The sequence below is a fragment of the Leisingera sp. SA215 genome (assembly GCF_055902035.1).
Genome location: NZ_JBVVXU010000027.1, coordinates 36,870 through 56,872 on the forward strand (window position 1 = coordinate 36,870; position 20,003 = coordinate 56,872).

Genomic DNA, 20,003 nt, shown 5'->3' on the forward strand with positions numbered 1-20,003 from the left:
CTCGGTGCCTGGAAGGAAATTTAATGCGCGCAATCTGGTTTCTGATTTTCTCGGTGCTTTGCACCACGGCCGCCGCGGACAACTGGCGCCTGCAAAATCCACGAATCCCGTTCGACTACGAAAGCGGGTACGAGACCGACGTTTATCAGCCGTTGAAACGAGCCTCGCAGATATGGCGGTTGTGCATTGCATATCCCCATCTGAAGGACGCCTATTGGCTGAGCGTCAACTACGGAATGGTGGCTGAGGCGGCACGGCTGGGGGTTGCTTTCAAGCTGGTTGAGGCCGGCGGGTATCCGAACCTGCAGCGGCAGATCCGTCAGGCCGAAGACTGCGTGGAGGGAGGGGCTGATGCCCTGATCCTGGGGACGGTCTCCTTTGCGGGTCTTACCGGAACGGTGGAACGGATTTCGGCGAAAGTTCCGGTAATCGCAGCTGTGAATGATATCGCCGATGCAGGGATCACCGCCAAAGTCGGTGTGTCCTGGATAGAAATGGGCGCTGTAGCCGGGCGTATCATCGCTGCACGGCACCCCAAGGGCACGCGGCCAGTGAAAGTGGCCTGGTTTCCTGGCCCGGAGAATGCGGGCTGGGTGAACTTTGTCGAGCAAGGGTTTCGCGCGGCACTGGCGGAAAGTTCCGCGGTGGTCGCGGTGACGAAATACGGAGATACCGGACGGGAGATCCAGGTTCGCCTCGTTGAGGAGGCGCTGGATGAGGTGCAGGACCTTGACTACATCGCCGGGTCCGCGCCGGCTGCCGAGGCGGCAGTGTCGGTCCTCCGTGCCCGTGGTTTGCGGGAAAAGGTTCATATTGTATCTGACTATATGACCCACGGCGTCTACCGGGGGGTTCTGCGTGATCGCATCCTTGCAGCCCCGACGGATTTTCCTGTGCTGCAAGGAAGGCTGGCTGTTGAAATGGCGGTACGGGCAATTGAGGGAAAGCTGAAAGCCAAGCATACCGGGCCGGAAATCCAGGTATTTGATCAGAACGCGCAGCGCGGGGATATGCTTGAGCAGTCCCTGGCGCCGGCAAGTTTTGTACCGGTGTTTGATTTTCATCCGCAACGGTGACGATGCAGCGGCGGGGCCAGACTGGCAGCGGCAGCTTTGTTGACCGGCGGCGTGTGATCCTTCATCCTTGACCATATATTGCGGGATACCAACAGGCGGCCGGCAGACTTTCCGCGGCAGTCATGAAACATAAGGCCTGCCCCATGCAAAAGGCGCAGCGAAAGGGATATGTTTTGGACACCCACCGGCTGTGCGATCCGGCGCAGACGCTGGCAGCCGTTCGGCCGCATCTTGCCGGCATGGGCATCACACGGATTGCAAATTTGACCGGGCTGGACCGGGTCGGCCTGCCTGCCGTTATGGTGACGCGGCCGAATTCACGCTCTGTCGCAGTTGCGCTTGGAAAGGGGCTGACGTTGGAAGCGGCACAGGCCTCGGGTGTGATGGAAGCGATAGAGACCTGGCATGCGGAACGGATCACACTGCCCTTGCGGGCAGCCAGCTATCAGGACTTGCGGCAAGAGGCATTGGTCGCGGATGTTGGGCGGCTGCCACGTGTGACAGGCGGCAGCTTTGATCCTCACCATCCGATGCTGTGGATCGAAGGGGAGGATCTTGCGTCAGGCCAACCGCATTGGCTGCCTTATGAGATGGTGGACACTGACTATACCGCCCGGCCTTGCGGCGGACAGGGGGCGTTTCCGCGCACAACCAACGGTCTTGCCTCCGGCAACAGTTTGGCAGAAGCCACTTGCCACGCCATTTGCGAGCTGATCGAACGGGATGCAATCACGCTTTGGCATCATGCACCGACGGGCCCGCGGATCAATCCCGGGACCATCGAAGACCAGCGTTGCCGCGCGGCGCTGGCGCGGATTACCGCGGCAGGATTGGACGCCGGAGTTTGGAATATTGCCTCGGACACTGGCGTGGCGGCGTTCCATTGCATGATTTGCGAAGCGGGCAGCCGGCCCGGCCATATCGGCATTGGCAGCGGTTGCCATCCCGACCGGGCCATCGCGCTGCTGCGGGCGCTGACCGAGGCGGCACAGACGCGGCTGACCTACATATCAGGTGCGCGCGACGATCTGGACCCGGATGAGTTTACGCCCAAGGCGTCGGCAGAACGCGTGCAGTATGTCCAGGCGCTGTTTGATCGGAGCGAACCGACAGCCCGGATGCAAGATTGTCCTGCTTACGCGTCGCCGTCGTTTGAAGATGATCTGGCTTGGCTCCTGAGCCGGCTGGGGGATGCAGGGATTGAGCAAGTTCTGACAGTCGATTTGTCGCGTCCGGGTCTGGGCATCTCTGTGGTGCGCGCGGTGATACCGGGACTGGAAGCGCCGCATGACGATCCGGATTTCATACCGGGCCCGCGGGCCCTGAGCGCAGCGGGGGCGCAGGCTTGACGGCGGTTGTTTTTGCAGGCCCGACAATTAGCGCTGAGGAGGTCCGAACCCTGCTGAACGCCACTGTTCTGCCGCCAGCTGGTCAAGGCGACATTTACCGCGCCGCGCGTCAAGGGGCGACCGTCATCGGCTTGATCGACGGGTACTTTGAAGGCGTACCCTCGGTCTGGCACAAGGAAATCCTGTGGGCAATGGAGCAGGGGATCGCGGTATTCGGCAGCGCCAGCATGGGCGCGCTGCGGGCGGTTGAGCTGTCTGCCTTCGGGATGATTGGCACCGGAAACATCTATGAGGCGTATGCTGCTGGCGAAATTTGCGACGATGACGAAGTTGCTGTCCTGCACTGCCCGGCAGAAATGGGCTTTGCTCCGCTAAGCGAACCAATGGTCTCGATCCGGGCAACAGTGGCGCGCGCGGTAACTGATGCAGCGCTGGAAGCGGATCAGGCTGCCGAGCTGCTCAGAACGGCCAAGCTACTGTTCTACCACGACAGGACTTGGGAACAGATCCTTGCGGGGGTTGCGGACGCATCCTGGCTTGGCAGGTTCTCGGCCTGGCTGGAAACCGGGCGGGTGGATGCCAAGCGCGAAGACGCGCAGATGATGCTGAACCGCATGGCGGCCGTTCTGCAGAATGAAGCGATGGCCGCTTGCTTGCCGGCACTGAGGGTTGAACGCTCGCTTGCCTGGCAGGGACTGGTACGGCGTATCGAGGCAGAGGCGCACAGCCTGCCGGACGCGGATCTGCGGGTGCTGGATGAGTTGCGCCTCGAGCCGGAGCGATTTGGTGAATTCCGGACCCGCGCTGCATTGCGCTGTATGGCGCTGGAGGATGCCAAGCGAACGGATCTGGGTGCAGACCGGCAGGAGATTTTGGAGCAATTGAACCGCCACCGGGAAACACTCAAGCTTTTCCGCAGTCACGACCTAAAGCGGTGGCTGGCGGAAAACGGTCTGACTGCTGACCGGTATGAAGCTCTGCTTGGAGAAACAGTGCTGGCCGGCACTGCTGTGAACGCCCTGGACAGGGATTTGGACCTGCACTTGCTGGCGGAGCTACGGCAAGCAGACGCCTATGCGCGATTGAACTCCCGGGCGGTTTCCAAATCGCAGTGGTTGGCTGAGCGGGGCGGCGATCAGCCAGAACAGGACCGGGTGCACTTGACCGTCTGGTATTTTGAAACGCGCCTGCAGCGCGAAGTCCCGGATAACCTGGCCAAGTATGCTGCGGGCATCGGCCTTGGAACCCTTGATGATTTCTATGCGCTGATCCGGCGTGAATTCATGTATCATCAAAAGGGAAAAACACAGTCTGCACCGGAATGCAGCGATTAGGCAGGGCAAATACGGCGAAACCTCCGCAAGATTGGAGGGCACATGGATGACACCCTTGGGATGGCGGAGGAAGCGCCGGGAACGCGGTTTCTTTTATTTCCGCAATCGCCGTTCCGTACCGCGGATCCGGAACCGGAACTGATCGAGATTTCCGCGCCGCCGGGTTCAATCGGGCCGGGCCCGTCGGGGCCGCGGATGTATGCGGTCAATCCTTTGGGAAAAACAATTCCGTTTGGCGCCATCGTTCCTGGCCCGTCGGGGCCGGGTATGTATCTGCCGCCTTGGCTCGGAGGGATCCAAGAGCCTCCTGCGCCGGATGAAGATGGGCATTTTGTTCACGTTCAGCCTTCGGATCCCGGCTTTGAAGCGGTGCATTTGTTTGCCGCCGCCCATTTCACGCTGGATGTCTGGGAGGCGTATTTTGGGCACCCGATCCCCTGGCATTTTGAACGCGATTATGACCGGCTGGAGCTGTCGCTGCTGCCGAGCCTGGACAACGCGCATATCGGCTGGGGGTTTCTGGAAACCGGCGGCACCAGCGAACATGGCGGCGAATACCGCGCTTACAGCCTGAACTTTGATGTGGTCGCCCACGAGATCGGCCACGCCATCATCTACAGTGTAGCGGGAATGCCGGTCTCGGATGATGTGCCGGGTGAATACTTCGGGTTTCACGAATCTGCAGCCGATATGGTGGCGCTGATAGCCTCTCTGCACTTCGGGTCGGTTGTGGAGGAACTGCTAGAGAACACGAAGGGCAATCTCTACACGTTAAATCAGTTGAACCGCTTTGCCGAACTTGCCGGGAATGCGCAAATCCGGATGGCGGCAAATACCCGGACGCTTCAGGAGTTTGTGTCCGGCTGGAGCAGTGAACACGCGCTGTCCGAACCTCTGACGGGGGCGATGTTCGATATCCTCGTCGATATCTTTCACGAGCGTCTGCTGGTTCATGACCTGATCACACCAGAAATGGAGGACCTGTCCGACCGGTTGGAGGAAACACCCTATTACAGCGATGTCATGCAGGCCCTGTTTGATGCGCGCTATGCTCTTGATCCCGAAGGGTTCCGCATCTCTCTTTTGGAAGCTCGTGATTTTCTGGGCGCCTATCTGGCGGCAGCGTGGAGCATGCTGGATGCCGCAAACCTAACCTATGCGGCGGTGGAGAAAGCGCTGTTAATCGTTGACCAGGAAACAACCGGAGGCGCCTTCCGCACGATCATTGAAGGCAACTTCCGCATGCGGGGAATTGGCTTTGCCCAGGCTGGTCCGCGACTGGCCGGGGCGGATGAGGACAGCCACGCCCATTCAGTGAGAACAAGAATTCCCGGCGGCTGACTGGCTGATTGTCTACAAATTTTATTCATTTCGTGCTAATTTGCATTTCAGGGGGGACATTGAAGGCATCAGAACCTGCAGAATTTCCGGACCTGTCCTTTTTTGAACTGTCATCCTGAGTTGTTTCCATAGCCACAGGAGTGTGTACAGTGGCCGAGTCTTTGCTGAGTTTTTCTGAAGTGCTGTTATTTGGGCGTCTCCTGAACGATCTGCAAATTGTCAGGTCCGATATCAAGAAAACGGTCCGTGTTGCGACCGTTGAAAAGGTGAATCTGAATAATGTCGATACGGAATTGGATGGGGTTGAGCTTGCTGAAGGCGACCTGGTCCTGGTGCGGCGCAACAACGCAAATGAAAATGGCGTGTACAAAGTCACAGCCGGAGCCGGAAGCGCTTTCAAGTTGGCGGTCGAGAAGAAAATTTCGGCAGACGATCGCGTAGCCGTTCTGGATGGCATTGAACATGGGGATACGGTCTGGACGCAGACCAAGGATATTCCAAAGCAGAACTACAAGCAGGCAGGGCTTCGGGGGCGCGGGCGCAACAATCTTTTGGATGCCCAGCTCAGCTTGCATGCGAAGTTTGCCCGGATCTATGGCTTCGCCTATGAAGGAACCTATCACGAGTTGCCGGAACCGGCCTTGTTCCTGGTGCATGGCGAGGGTAAAAGTGCGACAGACAATATCCCCGCCAATCAGGGTGCACGGGCGCCTCAGAATCCTTCCATAACCGGTGTCGCCTCGGCAGAGTATCAGATCGCAAACGACATCCGGGTCTGGGATTATGACAAGGCGGATTACTCGATCAGGATGGACGTGATGACCGGCATGCTGGAACAGGTGCTTTTGGATGTTTATTTCGGTGGCGGCGGGCCTTCGGTTAGCGGTGCCAAGGTCAGCGGTGCCAAGGTCAGCGGAGCCAAAGTGAGCGGAGCCAAAGTGAGCGGAGCAAAAGCACGTGGATCCGGCGACTAGGCCTGAGGATGGCGCAGAGGTATGCTGTGAAGTTTCAGGGAAGGACTGACGTCTCTACCCGGGGCGGCGGTCGTTGTTAAAACCCGGCCTTTTTTAGGCCTTCGACAAAATGCAGCGTGTCTTCTTCCAGCCGGTCAGGCTGCACTTTGGTCCAGCGTTCCAGTGAAAAATTCGGATGTGCTTCGCGGTGCCGGGCGGCCATGTCCCGGGCCAGCTCCATCTTGCCCAGCTGCGCATAGCTGGCGGCCAGCATCCGCTGTCCTTCGGTCGGGTTGTTCATCTTGGTGAGCGTTTCGATGACCGCCTCATAGTGTTTCAGGTTGTAGTAGGCGCCGCCCAGATGCCAGAGATATTGATCGGGAAAATAGGGGTTCAGCCGCATCGCCTGCTGCAGGCTTGCGATGGCTGTTTCATTGTCGCCGGAATGTGCCAGCGCGTCAGCGTAATCCGACAGAAGGTCGGCATCGTTCGGATTAAGCGCAAGGGCGCGCCGGTAAGCGCCGATCGCTGCGTCATGCTCCTTCCGGTATAGGTGCACAAAACCCAGCTCGCCGAAACCGCGGGCATCGGTTGGATCCAGTTCCACTGCTTTCTGGGCATAAGACAGGGCTGTGTCCAGCGCGTGCTCGGCGTCCTTGGCCCAGGAATAGCGCCAATCTATGTTGAGGGTCCGTGAAATTGCAGCCGAAGCCCGGGCATAATCCTGGTCCCGGGCAAGGGCCCGTTCATACAGGGTCTGGGCTTCGCGGTTATCCTGCCGGGTGTAGCGGAAGATAAACTGTTGCCCGCGCAGCACAAAGCCATAGGCCGCAAGATCTGCCGGTGCTGCCTGTGCCATCCGTTTGCGTTCCTGGGCTTCGATTAAAACAGCGGTTGCCGCGACAATTGCGTCCGTCACCTCGTCTTGGATGGCAAATATATCGTCGATGTTCCGGTCGTAGCGTTCACCCCAGATCGTTCTTCCCGAATCCGCATCAATCAGTTCTATGGCGATGCGTACCCGTGCTCCGGCTCGGCGGACGCTGCCGCGCGCGACGTAGCGTACCCCTAATTCACGCGCGGCTTCTTGAGGCGGCATCGAGCGGGTCTTGAAGAAAAAGGCCGAGTTGCGGGCTATTACAAAGAGGTTTTTGAATTTGGACAGGTTCAGAATGATGTCTTCTGTCAGCCCGTCCGCAAACCAGCTGTCGGATTGATCGCCGCTCTGGCTGACAAATGGCAGCACGGCGACCGACGGGATGCCGGGGGGCGGACGGCCTGCTGGCTGAGCTTCCGGAGGGCGCAAGGTGGCGGCCATGGCTGCTCCGGCCACTTCGCTGCGGACACAATAGGACGGCACCGGTTCCGCGATATTCTTAAGCCGCTGCGGGCCAAGAAATTCAAAGCCGAAGCGCAACCGGTTGCGGATCTGTTCATAAACGGAACCGCTGACATAAACCCGGCCCGGTTCGGCGATTTCCTGCAGCCGGGCGGCAATATTGACATTGTCGCCGTGAATGCCGCGGTCATCGACCAGGATTTCGCCCATATGCACACCAGCCCGAAATCGTAGCTGCTGGTCCTCTGGCCGTGCACTGTTGCTCTGCGCTGCAATGCGGTGCAGTTCGACGCCGAATTTCACCGCGTCTGTCGCTGTCTCAAACAATGCCAGAATCCCGTCGCCGCGGACCGCAACAACCTTTCCGTTATGCGCATTACATGCTGCTTCCAGCTCTTCCAGCAGGGATTTCAGGGCGCTGTAAGTGTCGATTTCGTCATTGCCCATAAGCCTGGCATATCCGACGACGTCGGCAAACAGCACTGCTCCCAACTGGCGCCGGACTGTTGATGTTTTTTTATGGCCGCTCACAAGCTGTCCTCCTGCTGTGAGTGTCGGCAGGAATTGCCAGAGAAGCCGGCGCTGCCCATGTGCTTTGTCGCTCAGCCTGCCTGCGGATCTGCCGGACCCGGCGGCCAGGCCCAGCCTGTAATTTCCGCGCCGTGGAAGCTTGCTTGCGAACCGGCGTCAAGCGCCTGCGCCAGGACCCGGCGGCTGGTCTCCCATTCCTCCCTTAAGAGGCCCACTGTGATCATGTCGAAGTACCGGCCTTCTGCATACCAGGCTGCTCGCATCCTGCCTTCGGTTGCGAAGCCGGCGCGCGTGGTAAGTTCCTCGCTGCGGGTGTTGTCGGCACGGTAATAGGATGTAATGCGATTTAGCCCGATCTGACGGAATGCAAAGTCCAAAAGCAGCGCAAGCGCCCGGATGCCGATACCCTGCCGGCGTCTGGATTGCTCAATGAAAAGCGCAATTATGGCGTCACGGTTGACCATGGAGATGTTTTCCAGGCCGGCAATACCGCAAAGCGCATCGGTTTCAGTAACAATTGCAAACCAGCATTTGCTGGTATCCGGCACTGCATCCGCTGAAGGGCTCCAGGCCTGTTCGGTCGCCGGCAAGCTCAGGGGGGAACGGGCAGAACGGTCGAAACAGGCTAGATCGGTCACATTCTGAAACCAGCCGGCCAGAGTAGCCAGGTCTTCTGCTTCCAGCGGCCTGAGGCGAAAATCTGCGGACACCCGGTCCGGCATTTGCGGTCCCCTTTTTCCTTATCGGTATGTTGCTTCCCTTGGCTCCAGGGCGGCGGGAAGAACGTCGCTTTTGCCTTATACCACATTTGGCCGGGCTGGGGTTGCGGAAGCTGGCAGCGCTCAACCATCCTGCGCGCTTTCGCAGGGACCGCCATTGCTGCGAACGTTCGGCAAGGGTGACCGGGCCACCGGACGTCCTGCAAGGCAGGCACGAAATACAGGCGGCAAAGACAGGCAAGAAAAATACGGACCGAGCCCTCTTTTGGGGGTTGCGCCTTTGCTGTGCTGCGATTAAACCCCGCCGCAGTGGACCGATAGCTCAGCTGGATAGAGTACTTGACTACGAATCAAGGGGTCGGGGGTTCGAATCCTCCTCGGTCCGCCACTTTGGGAATAATGTAAGTCGAGCAAGCCTGGCAGTTTCGTCGGATTGCTGAGCCAAGCCCTCTCACGGCGCTGCGGGCATCTGCTCCCTCCTTTACGGTGTTAATTTCAACATCAACGCTCGCGCCCTCTGTCCCGCCAGTGTCGAATCATCCTTGATTTTCACTTCGGAAAACCTCGAAACTTACGGAAGACAAAGCAGAGCGGGCGCAGCCCGGACTGCAGCTGGGTAGTAATCTTACTTTCAGGTCCTGAGCGGTGAAACTGGGAGAGGCCCGCGCCGGGTGCGGGAGGCAACGGGTTTCTCCGTGGAGATTGGCACGCCTCCGCGTGAGAGCTGATATTCAGATCGCGGGCCGGATGGCAGGCCGACTAATCAAATGGGAAATTTCCAGGCGCGCTACAGCAGAACGAGGCGTGGCGGACTTCTGTACAAGAGATCGCCGCTACTTTGTTCCCATTCCGAATTTGGCAAGAAGTGCAGGGTAAGAACGGCCGGACATACCTGTCACAGAACCCTCGGGGTACATCCGTCCTGCGAAAGGGGAGTGCCGACCAGGCTAGGATTTTTCAATATGGATATTGAAATCGTTCGGATTTGGTTGGATATATTGAGAGTAATTTAAGTTGGATCTTCAGAAAAGGTCGGCGCCGCCTGAAGCATGCAGAGATTGCCTGCATACCATTGAAAGGGCGGCGGCTTCGGGCGGCGACATTTTCTGACCCATTGTCTTCGTGCCTTTTCAGGGCCGTTAAATTTATTCTTCCGGAGTTTTTCGTTGGATAACAAATTCGACCATCCGCCTATAATTTGTTCGACTTCTAGCCAGGCCGCTGACACCGCTGCGGAGATGCTGCCGGATGATGGCTTGCACATGATGGAATTGGCGCTTCTACGAGCGGGAGAGGGTTTGGCCCGATGGCAGGCGGTCTGTTTTGAACAGATCAGCACCGTGTCCTTGGCAAGTGCGGAGATCATTCTCCTGCAGTTGATCGGCAAAGGCGGCCGGTCCAAAACGATCAAGGAGCTTGCCCGGAACACCAACCGGACCGACATTCCCAACATCCAGTATTCCTTGCGCAAACTGGCCTCCGCCGGGCTGACCCGCAAACAAGGGGCCGGCCGCTCGGGGGTCACCTACCGCTTGACTGAGGAGGGCTGCAAGGTGGCAGGCAGGCTGCAGGATACCCGTGAACGTTTGCTGCTGCAGTCATTGGCGGGGCGTCCCGACCTGGCCAGGAGGTTGCACAGCGCTGCGGAAACACTGGAGCACTTGACCGAACTGCTCGGCGCCGCTGTTCGTCAGGCTGAAGCGCACGGCGGCCCCTGAGGACGCAGCAGATCCCATTGCGCGGCTCGGCAGAGGCAGGGTATGGTTCGGCTATGATCGAACTGAAGGACCTTCAGCTGCTGACTGCGCTGGCGCGGCACCAGCACTTTGCAAAGGCCGCTGCCGATTGCGGTATTTCGCAGCCCGCGTTCTCCATGCGGATCCGCAATCTGGAGGAACGGCTTGGTTTGTCGATCGTGCGCCGGGCCAACCGGTTCCAGGGGCTGACTGAAGAGGGCATGATGATCGTGCGCCGGGCGCGCTCGATCCTGGATGATGCCAAGGCGCTGGAGCAGGAGATTGCGGCTGCTCGCGGCGAGGTGACAGGCACATTGGTGCTTGGGGTGGTGCCGACCGCTACCGCTTGGGCCGCGCAGCTGGTGGATCAGGTGCATCAGGCCTATCCGCGGGTTCTGGCCCGCGTCGAGGTCACAACATCTCTGGCTATTCAGCAGCGGCTTTATGATGGTACAATTGATGCCGGGATAACCTATTCCGACAGCATGGGCCGGGATCTGATGACAGTTCAGCCGCTGTACGAGGAAAGCTATGTGTTGCTGGCGCCGGAGGAGATGGTGGCCGGCCGTGGCGATGCGATCAGCTGGGCCGAAGCCGCCGAGCTGCCGCTGAGCCTGCTGGACCAGCAGATGCAGAACCGGCGGATTCTGGACCGGATCTTCGATGACTTGGGGCTGAAACCTGAGATCGTATCCGAATCCAACGGCTTCATGGCGTCGATGGTGCTGGCGCGGGAAGGGTCGGTTGCAACGATTCTGCCGCGCGCGCTGATGCAGGCTTTGGGAGACCTCGGCGGAACCCGGGTGCTGTTGCTGATTAAGCCGGAACAAACCCGGCAGATTTGCATCGCCTCTCTGGACCGGACACCTGAACTCACAACTTTGCGCGCTTTGAAAGAGGTAGTTGCGACGTTTGTGAGTGATAGGATGCCGCAAATGGCGTGATAAGCAATGCTTATCGTGCAATCGGTATTCTAGATTTGACGATATTCATTCTTGATGGCATTTCGAGCTGGATTACGTGCTGACTGGAGGACCCCATGGCACCATTGGATGATAGCAAGGGCGTATGGAAGTCCGGCAAAGGCAAAGGGCGCAGAACGCCCAAAGGCCGCCAGGTTGACGACATTGCGCTGAGCGAGGTTCAGGAGCTGCTGGGTGACCGCCCGCGCAACCGCGACCTGCTGATCGAGTTTCTGCACCTGATTCAGGACAAATACGGCTGCCTCAGTGCCGCGCACATCCGGGCGCTGGCCGAAGAAATGCGTACGGGGCAGGCGGAAATCTATGAAGTTGCAACCTTCTATGCCCACTTCGATGTGGTGAAGGAAGGCGAGACCCCGCCGCCGGCGCTGACCATCCGGGTCTGCGATTCGCTCTCCTGCGAGCTGGCTGGGGCCGAACAATTGCAAAAGGCGCTGGAAGACGGTCTGGATGCCTCCCAGGTCCGCGTTCTGCGCGCGCCCTGCATGGGCCGCTGCGACACCGCTCCGGTGCTGGAGATCGGCCACAACCACATTGACCACGCCACCGTCGAAAAGGTGGAAGCGGCGATTGCAGCGGACGATACTCACGCGCATATCCCCGAGTATGAAACCTTCGCCGCGTATGAAGTGGAAGGTGGCTATGCTACGCTGAAAGACCTGCGTGCAAACGGCGACTGGGAAGCGGTTCAGGCGAAAGTCAAAGAAGCTGGCCTGCGCGGCCTTGGCGGCGCAGGCTTTCCGTCCGGCACCAAATGGGGCTTTGTCCGTGCCAACGAGGGCCCGCGTTACCTGGCCGTGAACGGTGACGAGGGCGAGCCTGGCACATTCAAGGATCGCTACTACCTGGAGCGCACGCCGCATATTTTCCTGGAAGGCATGCTGATCGCTGCCTGGGCGGTCGAGGCCGAGAAAGCCTTTATCTATATGCGTGACGAATATCCGGCGGTGCTGGAGATCCTCGCCACCGAAATCAAGGCGCTGGAAGACGCAGGCATTGTCGATGAAGGCTACATCGATCTGCGCCGCGGGGCAGGGGCCTATATCTGCGGTGAAGAAAGCGCGATGATCGAGTCGATCGAAGGCAAGCGCGGCGAGCCGCGCCACCGTCCGCCGTTTGTGGCGCAGGTGGGTGTCTTTGGCCGCCCGACTCTCGTCCATAACGTGGAAACCCTGTACTGGGTCTGCAAAATCAACCGCGAAGGGCCGGAATGCCTGAACTCGGTTGAAAAGAATGGCCGCAAGGGGCTGCGTAGCTACTCGGTGTCTGGGCGGGTGAAGAACCCGGGCGTGCATCTGCTGCCCGCCGGTTCCACTATTACTGACATCATCGAAGCCTGCGGCGGCATGATCGACGGTCATGCCTTCAAGGCATACCAGCCGGGCGGCCCGTCTTCGGGTCTGCTGCCTGCGTCGATGAACGACATTCCGCTCGACTTTGACACGCTGCAGCCGCATGGAACCTTTATCGGTTCTGCTGCTGTTGTGGTTCTGTCCGATCAGGACTCCGCCCGCGACGCCGCGCTGAACATGCTGCGCTTCTTCGAAGACGAAAGTTGCGGCCAGTGCACCCCATGCCGGGTGGGTTGCGAAAAAGCTGTGAAGCTGATGAGCGAAAAGAAGTGGGATCAGGGCCTGCTTGAGGAACTGAGCACGGCGATGGTCGATACGTCGATCTGCGGTTTGGGCCAGGCGGCGCCGAATCCGATCCGCCTGACCATCAAGCACTTCCCAGAGGAGGTATAAGCCATGAGCGACAAGATTACTTTCACACTTGATGGCGAAAAGGTCACGGCAGAGGCCGGTCTGACCATCTGGGAAGTGGCCAACGGACGCGGACTGAAGATCCCGCATCTGTGCCACAAACCGCAGCCGGGCTATCGCCCGGATGGCAACTGCCGCGCCTGCATGGTGGAGATCGAGGGCGAGCGCACGCTGGCCGCCTCCTGTATCCGCGAACCCGCCGACGGCATGGTTGTCACCACCAACAACGCGCGGGCTGAGAACGCCCGCAAGATGGTGATGGAACTGCTGGTTGCCGACCAGCCCAAGCGGGAAGAGGCGCACGACAAGTCCTCTCACATGTGGGACATGGCAGAGCTGAACGGTGTTACCGAAAGCCGCTTCCCCAAGCTGGAAGAGGGCCGTATTCCGCTGCTGGATGACAGCCACGTCGCCATGAAGGTGAACCTGGACGCCTGCATCTCCTGCGGTCTGTGCGTGCGCGCCTGCCGTGAGGTTCAGGTCAACGACGTGATCGGAATGGCGGGCCGCGGCCACGATGCCTTTCCGACCTTCGACATTGCCGACCCGATGGGGGCCTCAACCTGTGTGGCCTGCGGCGAATGTGTGCAGGCCTGCCCGACCGGCGCGCTGATGCCTGCAACCGTGATGGATGACAACCAAGTCGGTGACAGCAAGGATTTCGACTCCGAGACCGAAAGCGTCTGCCCGTTCTGCGGCGTGGGCTGCAAGGTGTCGCTGAAGGTGAAGGATGGCAAGGTCAAATATGTCGAAGGCATCAACGGCCCGGCAAACGAAGGCCGCCTGTGTGTCAAAGGCCGCTTCGGCTTTGACTATATCCACCACCCGCACCGCCTGACCAAGCCGCTGATCCGTCGCGAAGATGCGCCTGCTAAGGGCCTGAACGTCGATCCGGGCAACCTGTCGACGCACTTCCGCGAAGCGACTTGGGAAGAAGCGATGGATCTGGCCGGTAAACGCCTGATCGAGCTGCGGGATGAAGATCCGAAAGCGGTTGCAGGCTTTGGCTCGGCAAAATGTACCAACGAAGAGGCTTACCTCTTTCAGAAGTTCATTCGTCAGGGCTTTAAGCACAACAACGTCGACCATTGCACCCGTTTGTGCCACGCGTCCTCGGTTGCGGCGCTGATCGAAAACGTCGGGTCCGGTGCGGTTACCGCGACGTTCAACGAGATCGAAAACGCCGATGTGGCGATCATCATCGGCGCCAACCCGATTGAGAACCACCCGGTTGCGGCGACCTACTTCAAGCAGTTCACCAAACGCGGCGGCAAGCTGATCGTGATGGATCCGCGCGGGGTCGGAATGCGCCGCTATGCAGATGAAATGCTGCAGTTTCGCCCCGGTGCCGACGTATCGATGCTGAACGCGATCATGAATGTGATCGTCGAGGAGGAGCTGTACGACAGCCAGTACATCCACCGCTGGACCGAGAACTGGGAAGCCGAGAAAGAGCACCTGAAGCAGTTCACGCCCGAGAAAATGTCGGAAATCTGCGGTATTGAACCGGATCAGCTGCGCCGCGTGGCGCGCCTGTTTGCGGGTGCCGACGCCGGCCTGATCTTCTGGGGCATGGGCATTTCCCAGCACATCCACGGTACCGACAACTCGCGCTGTCTGATCAGCCTCGCGCTGATGACCGGCAATGTGGGCAAGCCGGGCGCCGGCCTGCACCCGCTGCGCGGCCAGAACAACGTGCAGGGCGCGTCTGACGCAGGCCTGATCCCGATGTTCCTGCCGGACTATCAGACCGTAACCTCGGATGATGTCCGCAAGAGCTTTACCGATGTCTGGGGCGGCGGCGACTTCTCGAACGAGAAGGGCCTGACCGTGACCGAGATCGTTGACCAGGCCTATGCCGGCAATATTAAGGGCATGTATATCCAGGGCGAGAATCCGGCGATGTCGGACCCGGATGCCGATCACGCGCGGGATGCCTTTGCCAAGCTGGAACTGCTGATCGTGCAGGATATCTTCCTGACCGAGACGGCAAACTTTGCCGATATCATCCTGCCGGCCTCGGCGCTTTATGAAAAGAACGGCACGGTCTCCAACACCAACCGCCAGGTGCAGCGTGTGCGTCCTGCCGTGGCGCCTCCGGGTGACGCGCGCGAGGACTGGAAGGTTACCGTCGAGCTGGCGCAGCGCATCGGCCTGCCCTGGGACTACAAGGATGTCAGCGAAGTCTTCGCCGAGATGAAGCTGAACATGAAGTCCCTCGACAACATCACCTGGGAGCGTCTGGAGACCGAGACCATCACCTATCCGTCGCTGCATGAGACCGACCCCGGTCAGGCGATTGTGTTTGGTGACGGCTTCCCGCGTCCCGAAGGACGTGCCCGCTTCACGCCGGCTTCGGTGATCCCGCCGGATGAGGCGCCGGATGCGGAATACCCGATGATCATGACCACCGGCCGCCAGTTGGAGCATTGGCACACTGGGTCGATGACCCGCCGCTCTTTGGTGCTGGACGCGGTGGAGCCGGAGGCGAACTGTTCGCTCAACCCGAAAACCCTGCGGACGATGGGTGTGGAGCCGGGCGAGATGGTGCGTCTCTCAACCCGCCGCGGCTCGATCGAGATCATGGCGCGCGCCGACCGGGCGATTGCCGAGGATATGGTGTTTGTACCGTTTGCCTATGTTGAGGCGGCGGCCAACATCCTGACAAACCCGGCGATCGACCCCTATGGGAAAATTCCCGAGTTCAAGTTCTCGGCGGTGCGGGTCGAGAAGGTGGAAAGCAAGATTGCCGCCGAATAAAACCTGTAGCGCATGAGTGAAATTATGGCGGGCGCGAAGCTGACGGTTTCGCGCCCGCTTTACGGTTTTGGGGGCCGGATTATCCATCAGGATATTGAGATTGGCCGACGGTCTGCTGTGCGCTGAGAGTTAAGTCCAGTCAGCTATGGCGGGCCAGAAAGCGGTCCAGGTCCCGTTGTGACGGCGGCGTTCCGGTGAAAACCTCGACCCAGCCGGGCATAAGCGAAATCCGGTAGCCGGTGCTTTCGCTCACTTGCATGGAGATATAGCCGATTTGGGTGTAGATCATGGCCCTGGCGCGGATCAGTGCGACGCCGGGGCTGAATCCAAAGCGGATGAACATCTCTGTTAATGCCTGCTCGCGCCGGGTATCGGCTTGGTCCAGCCGTGCCTGCAGGCCGGGATCGTTCCGCGCCCAATTGCGGATGGCCAGATCCAGCCGGGAATCGAACAGGTCGGCGTCAATCCAGCAGTCAAACAGGTTGAACAGCGCCTCGGCAATGGTTTCGGCATAAGCTTCGGACCGGGCGATCAGGTTTCCGGTGTTCTTTTCCTCCCATCGCTGCACCATCGCTTCCAGAAGCGCCTCGCGGTCTTTGAAGTGCCAGTAGAAACTGGTGCGGGCGACGCCAAGCCGCTTGGCCAGCGGCATCACTTTCACTGCTTCGACGCCGCTTTCGGTCAGTACTTCGTAGGCGGCTGATAGCCAGTCTTCTTCACCCAGCCGGGTGCGGGTTATGTCCTGAGTGTCCATGCGGCAGACATATCAGCAGGGCAGGACAGGTGCAACTTTTCTTGACAGGACTGGTTGTTTAAATGACATATGTGTCGAGTGCGGTTCGCGACTCGCCGAAACCGCATTTGTCCAGACACCGCTCCAGGAGATCCGCACCATGTCCAAGGACCCGCTGCTGCAGCCCTACAAATTAAAACACCTGACCCTAAGGAACCGGATCATGACCACCAGCCATGAGCCGGCCTACCCGGAGGACGGGATGCCCAAGGAGCGATATGCTGCCTATCACGCGGAACGGGCAAAAGCCGGCGTGGCGCTGACGATGACAGCGGGATCGGCGGCGGTCAGCAAGGACAGCCCGCCGGTTTTCAACAACATACTGGCCTACAAGGACGAGGTGGTGCCGTGGATCCGCAACCTGACCGACCAGGTGCATGAGCATGGCGCAGCCGTGATGATCCAGCTTACCCATCTGGGCCGCCGGACAGGCTGGAACAAAGGCGACTGGCTGCCTGCGGTGTCCTCCACACGCCACCGCGAACCTGCGCACCATGCGTTCCCCAAGCTGGCGGAAGACTGGGATATCGCCCGCATCATCACGGATTTCGCTGCCGCGGCGGAGCGGATGAAAGAAGGTGGCATGGATGGCATAGAGATCATGACCCATGGTCACCTTCTGGATCAGTTCATCTCCCCATTGACCAACGATCTGGACGGCCCTTACGGAGCGGGCGGTCTGGAAAGCCGGATGAAGCTGACCTGTGATGTGATTGATGCCGTGCGGCAGCGGGTGGGCAATGACTTCGTTATCGGTGTCCGCTTCGGTGCCGATGAGACGCAGAAAGGCGGGATCACTCCGGAAATGGGGCTGGAAATAGCTCGCATTCTTCAAGCCACAGGGCAGGTAGATTTCTTCAATGTGAACCGGGGCAGAATCCACACCGACCCTGCGATGACCGACATGATACCGGTGCAGGGAATGCGCAGCGCGCCGCATCTGGATCTGGCTGGGGCCGTGCGCGCGGAAACCGGCATGCCAACCTTCCACGCGTCCCGAATCCCGGATGTGGCAACCGCACGTCATGCGGTTGCAGAAGGGCTGTTGGACATGGTCGGCATGACCCGCGCCCATATGGCGGATCCGCATGTGGTAAAGAAAATCATTGAGGGGCGCGAAGATGACATCCGCCCTTGTGTTGGAGCTACTTATTGCCTCGACCGGATCTATCAGGCGGGGGATGCGCTGTGCATCCACAATGCGGCAACGGGCCGTGAGTTGACCATGCCGCACGAAATTGCACCTGCAGAGACCCGTAAGAAGATCGTGATTGTCGGAGCAGGCCCTGCCGGGCTGGAGGCCGCGCGGGTGGCCGCAGAGCGGGGCCATCATGTCACCGTGTTCGAGGCCGCGGCAGAGCCGGGCGGCCAAATCCGTCTGACTGTGCAGAACCCGCGCAGGGCCGAGATGATTGGTATCATCGACTGGCGCATGGCGCAGTGCGCCGCCCGTGATGTTGAGTTCCGGTTCAGCACTTGGGCTGATGCCGGGGACGTGGCCGCGTTGAACCCGGATGCGGTGATTATCGCTACGGGGGGCATGCCAAACACCGGATTGTTCGAAACCCGCCGGGATACTCCGCATGCGGTCTCGGCCTGGGACATCATTTCCGGCGATGTGAAACCGGCCGCAAATGTGCTGATCTATGACGAGGCTGGCGACCACCCCGGACTGATGGCCGCAGAAATTGCTGCCAATGCCGGTGCCGCAGTCGAGGTGATGACCCCGGACCGTACCTTTGCTCCGGATATCATGGCGATGAACCTTGTGCCCTACATGCGGGCGCTGCAGGACAAGGCTGTCACCTTCACCGTGACCCGCCGCCTGCTGGAGGTCGAACGAAACGGAAATAAGCTGACCGCGGCAATCGGGACCGACTACAGCGGTCATGTGTACAGGGCCGACTATGATCAGGTGGTTCTGAACTATGGGACGCTGCCGCTGGACGATCTGTATTTTGATCTCAAAGATCTCTCGTCCAACTGCGGCGAAATCGACCAGGATGCGTTGATTGCGGGCAACTCGCAAAGAATAGCGTCCAACCCGTCAGGTCAATTCCAGTTGTTCCGCATCGGTGACGCGGTGTCCGCCCGCAATACGCACGCGGCGGTCTATGATGCGCTGCGGCTGATGAAGGATATCTGATATGCGTTTGGGGTTTTTGGGGTGCGGCACCATTGCTACTGCCGTGGTGCGGGGGCTAGCTGGCAAGGGGCACCAAATTACGGTGTCGGAGCGCAGCAAAGTTCAGTCCGCGATGCTTGCCAAGGCGTTCGGAGATGTCAGGGCGGCTGGCAATCAGGCGGTGATCGATGCCAGCGATGTGGTCTTCCTCGGCCTGATGGCAGAGACCGCTGAGGGCGTTCTGAAGGAACTGGATTTCCGTGAAGACCAGCGGGTGATTTCTTTCATGGCTGGTGCGGATCTTGGCCGGGTGGCAGAGCTGACCGCTCCGGCTGTAGCCGCTTCAGTGATGATCCCCTTTCCGGGCATAGCCTTGGGCGGTTCTCCGGTCATGGTGTTGGGCGACACCGCGCTGGTGGGCCGGATCTTCGAGCCGGACAACAGGATTTTTGCGCTTCAGGACGGGGCGGAACTGAATGCCTACCTTTCGGCGCAGGCGGTGCTCTCGCCAGTGGTGCGCCTGGTGGGGGACGCCGCAGAATGGCTCGGCGATCGGGTCTCGGACAAGGCGCAGGGAGAGGCCTTTCTGCGGTTGCTGGTGTCGACCAGCCTCCACGCATCCGGCTGCGCGGAATTGATCGACGCGCTGAATACCCCTGGAGGCTATAACCAGCGGCTGCGGCTTCATATGGAGGAGGCCGGTCTGCGCAACAGCCTTGCGGAGGGTTTGAGTGCCTTCGGACACTGAGGGGCCTGGTTGTTTGACCTGAACGGCGGCTGTTCTGTCCGATCTAGTTCGGGTCTGATGCCGCATTGGGCTTTGGCGGCCTTTCCGGGCGAGTTGTTGCGGGGAAAGACGCGGGGCGACTCGTTTTTCGGGGGTGATTTTCTGTGATTCCGGAGGTGGCCTGTGGATAAGGCGGGGTGGTCTGTGGGTAAGTCCGCCGGATCCCGGGGCGGCGGGGTCCGGGGCGGGGTTTGGAGCGGGGTGCGGCGGTTCTGATGGCGGGAGGCGGGGCAGGGGGCGCGAGTTTATTCCGGCGTAAGTTATTGATTTTGCAGTGATTGTGGTTTTTCACGGCAGAAAGTTTTGTTTTTTGCGATTTTGGGCTTGCGGGTTTGGGGGGTGAACCGTAAAAGCCCCCTCACCGGCGGCGCTGAGGCGCAGCGGGACACACCGGACGGGGCGGCGGCGACGCAG

General features: G+C 59.8%; 15 protein-coding genes and 1 tRNA gene. 12 read left to right on the top strand and 4 right to left on the bottom strand.

Features of this window, described 5'->3' with window-relative positions:
* The first annotated feature begins 23 nt into the window (after positions 1-23).
* The 5 genes from torT (at position 24) to AC0KW6_RS19845 (ending at position 6,074) form a co-directional block, all read left to right on the top strand.
* Positions 24-1,076: a TMAO reductase system periplasmic protein TorT gene (gene torT, locus AC0KW6_RS19825; protein WP_474035817.1), complete on the top strand. Its 1,053-nt coding sequence runs from the start codon at positions 24-26 to the stop codon at positions 1,074-1,076.
* 143 nt (positions 1,077-1,219) lie between these two features.
* Complete coding sequence (locus tag AC0KW6_RS19830) at positions 1,220-2,425, top strand: YcaO-like family protein (protein WP_474035818.1); 1,206 nt, start codon at positions 1,220-1,222, stop codon at positions 2,423-2,425.
* Positions 2,422-3,759 (top strand): TfuA-like protein, encoded by a 1,338-nt coding sequence (locus tag AC0KW6_RS19835; protein ID WP_474035819.1) that lies wholly within the window; start codon positions 2,422-2,424, stop codon positions 3,757-3,759. Before AC0KW6_RS19830 ends, AC0KW6_RS19835 begins: the two co-directional genes overlap by 4 nt.
* 42 nt (positions 3,760-3,801) lie before the next feature.
* The gene (locus tag AC0KW6_RS19840) at positions 3,802-5,100 is read left to right on the top strand and encodes a gluzincin family metallopeptidase (protein ID WP_474035820.1); all 1,299 of its coding nucleotides are present in this window, start codon (positions 3,802-3,804) and stop codon (positions 5,098-5,100) included.
* A gap of 149 nt (positions 5,101-5,249) precedes the next feature.
* Positions 5,250-6,074, top strand: coding sequence for a hypothetical protein (locus AC0KW6_RS19845; protein ID WP_323780913.1), 825 nt, complete (start codon positions 5,250-5,252; stop codon positions 6,072-6,074).
* Positions 6,075-6,150: 76 nt separating this feature from the next.
* Here AC0KW6_RS19845 and AC0KW6_RS19850 read toward each other — a convergent pair whose 3' ends face one another.
* Together AC0KW6_RS19850 and AC0KW6_RS19855 are read right to left on the bottom strand one after the other, a co-directional pair.
* A complete protein-coding gene (locus AC0KW6_RS19850; protein ID WP_474035821.1) occupies positions 6,151-7,923 on the bottom strand; it encodes a tetratricopeptide repeat protein in 1,773 nt (590 codons plus the stop codon).
* 71 nt (positions 7,924-7,994) lie between these two features.
* Positions 7,995-8,645 carry a GNAT family N-acetyltransferase gene (locus tag AC0KW6_RS19855; RefSeq protein ID WP_323780907.1) on the bottom strand — a complete coding sequence of 217 codons (651 nt, stop codon included), beginning with the start codon at positions 8,643-8,645 and terminating at the stop codon, positions 7,995-7,997.
* A 308-nt stretch (positions 8,646-8,953) separates the two neighbouring features.
* Between AC0KW6_RS19855 and AC0KW6_RS19860 the strand changes: the two genes are divergently transcribed.
* Positions 8,954-9,030: transfer RNA gene (locus tag AC0KW6_RS19860), tRNA-Arg, on the top strand.
* Positions 9,031-9,651: 621 nt separating this feature from the next.
* On the opposite strand, the gene AC0KW6_RS19865 is transcribed toward AC0KW6_RS19860, so the two are convergent.
* The gene (locus AC0KW6_RS19865; RefSeq protein ID WP_474035822.1) at positions 9,652-10,008 is read right to left on the bottom strand and encodes a hypothetical protein; all 357 of its coding nucleotides are present in this window, start codon (positions 10,006-10,008) and stop codon (positions 9,652-9,654) included.
* On the opposite strand from AC0KW6_RS19865, the gene AC0KW6_RS19870 reads away from it, so the two are divergent.
* From AC0KW6_RS19870 to fdhF, 4 genes are all read left to right on the top strand, one after another.
* Positions 9,983-10,360 (top strand): winged helix DNA-binding protein, encoded by a 378-nt coding sequence (locus AC0KW6_RS19870; protein WP_323780901.1) that lies wholly within the window; start codon positions 9,983-9,985, stop codon positions 10,358-10,360. The genes AC0KW6_RS19865 and AC0KW6_RS19870 overlap by 26 nt on opposite strands.
* Positions 10,361-10,413: 53 nt before the next feature.
* On the top strand, positions 10,414-11,322 hold the full coding sequence (locus AC0KW6_RS19875; protein WP_323780898.1) for a LysR family transcriptional regulator: 909 nt from the start codon (positions 10,414-10,416) through the stop codon (positions 11,320-11,322).
* Positions 11,323-11,417: 95 nt separating this feature from the next.
* Positions 11,418-13,106, top strand: coding sequence for an NAD(P)H-dependent oxidoreductase subunit E (locus AC0KW6_RS19880; RefSeq protein WP_323780895.1), 1,689 nt, complete (start codon positions 11,418-11,420; stop codon positions 13,104-13,106).
* 3 nt (positions 13,107-13,109) lie between these two features.
* Positions 13,110-15,884: a formate dehydrogenase subunit alpha gene (gene fdhF, locus AC0KW6_RS19885; RefSeq protein WP_474035823.1), complete on the top strand. Its 2,775-nt coding sequence runs from the start codon at positions 13,110-13,112 to the stop codon at positions 15,882-15,884.
* Positions 15,885-16,023: 139 nt separating this feature from the next.
* Here fdhF and AC0KW6_RS19890 read toward each other — a convergent pair whose 3' ends face one another.
* On the bottom strand, positions 16,024-16,638 hold the full coding sequence (locus AC0KW6_RS19890) for a TetR/AcrR family transcriptional regulator (protein WP_474035825.1): 615 nt from the start codon (positions 16,636-16,638) through the stop codon (positions 16,024-16,026).
* Positions 16,639-16,777: 139 nt separating this feature from the next.
* Between AC0KW6_RS19890 and AC0KW6_RS19895 the strand changes: the two genes are divergently transcribed.
* Entirely contained in the window at positions 16,778-18,823 is a 2,046-nt protein-coding gene (locus AC0KW6_RS19895) for an oxidoreductase (RefSeq protein WP_474035826.1), read from the top strand.
* Between the two features lies 1 nt (position 18,824).
* A complete protein-coding gene (locus AC0KW6_RS19900; RefSeq protein ID WP_474035827.1) occupies positions 18,825-19,550 on the top strand; it encodes an NAD(P)-binding domain-containing protein in 726 nt (241 codons plus the stop codon).
* Positions 19,551-20,003: the final 453 nt, after the last annotated feature.